The 1,241-nt window shown below is 47.9% G+C and carries 2 protein-coding genes; both read left to right on the top strand.

The genetic code is table 11. From position 1 onward, the window contains the following. Positions 1 to 616 (top strand): bacteriophage T4 gp5 trimerisation domain-containing protein (locus P0Y67_RS22620; protein WP_446728875.1); only part of this gene is annotated, 616 nt, incomplete at its 5' end. Then, positions 616 to 1,098 (top strand): hypothetical protein, encoded by a 483-nt coding sequence (locus P0Y67_RS22625; RefSeq protein ID WP_342393694.1) that lies wholly within the window; start codon positions 616 to 618, stop codon positions 1,096 to 1,098. The genes P0Y67_RS22620 and P0Y67_RS22625, both read left to right, overlap by 1 nt. The last annotated feature ends 143 nt before the right edge of the window (positions 1,099 to 1,241 follow it).

A 1,241-nucleotide genomic window follows, 5' to 3' on the forward strand; every position in this document is an offset into this window, starting at 1 on the left:
CCTGGATGATGAAACCAATCATGAAGAGCTGTATCTGCGCGCGCAGAAAGATATGTCAGTGAAGGTGCTGAATGACCGGTTTGAACAGATCGGTAATGATGACACCCTGACGGTTGCTCGCCATAAAACCAACGAGATTGGTCAGAATCAGCTGGAAACCATCAAAGGCAACAAAACCACAGAAGTGAAAGGCACCTTCACAGAAACGGTCGATGGGGATGTCACGGTGAATTACAACAGTAATGAAGCCGTGACTGTGGTGAAGAATTCGGATCTGAAGATCAATCAGAATCGCACCACTGAAATCGGCAAAAACGATGAACTGGAAGTGATGGAAAACCAGACCATTACGATCCACGGTGCCCGTCAGACTCAGGTAGAGAAAGACAACAACCTGAATGTAGAAGGGAATTCCACCCTGACAGTAACCGGGAATGTGACGTCTGATTCCAAAAGTTCGACGCAGATTATCAGTAAAGAAAAGATCGTGCTAAAAGCAGGATCTTCTCAGATAGTCCTGAATAGTGATGGCTCGATTCAGATCACAGGTACGTCTATCTCTATAAATGGTTCAGATAAAGTGGTTGTTCAGGGCGGAAAAGTATCGGTGAACTAATGCAAAAGCAGCAGACACAAAGCCATTTCATCATTGAATCAGAAGCCGGGGAATCCCCGGCTCCTTTACATGCCCGTTTCGGCCATATTCTGGCGATTGAAGGGGACAGTGTTCGTGTCACTTTCGATGGCTGCGATATGCCATCCGGTCTGGCTGCCAGGCTTGGTCGCCAGTTTAGCCTGGCTGAGCTTGAGCTGGCTTTACAGAATGGATTGTCCTGTCGCATTGAATTCATCGGCAATGATCCGAATTTGCCTCTGGTCACGGACATTTTCTTTTCCTTGATCGAACAGCGTGATGAGCTGGTACTGAAAGCGAAGAACATTCGCATTGAAGCTGAAGAGCAGTTGATTGTTGCCAGTCGCGATGCCAAGACGCAATACGACGGAAAAAACAGCCGGATAACGACGGAAGCCAAATATATCAACAGCCAGGCAGAAAAATCTCAGAAAATTCAGGGTGCAATAATAGCGATTAACTGATGGGCGCCAACATGATGATCAGCCAGATTAAGCCTGAAGTGTCAGGTTTTAGCATTCTTACGGAAGAGGATCTGCAGCAGCTGGCCGCGGCGATGAAGCAGGCGGTTGAGCGCGCTGAAGCCTCTGCACCGGGTATACAGGGT

Origin of the sequence: Photobacterium sp. SP02 (assembly GCF_038519165.1) — a bacterium.
GTDB lineage: Bacteria > Pseudomonadota > Gammaproteobacteria > Enterobacterales > Vibrionaceae > Photobacterium > Photobacterium halotolerans.

Excerpts from the sequence above, each read along its gene's own strand:
- P0Y67_RS22625 (WP_342393694.1), top strand. The coding sequence starts at position 616 with ATGCAAAAGCAGCAGACACAAAGCCATTTCATCATTGAATCAGAAGCC.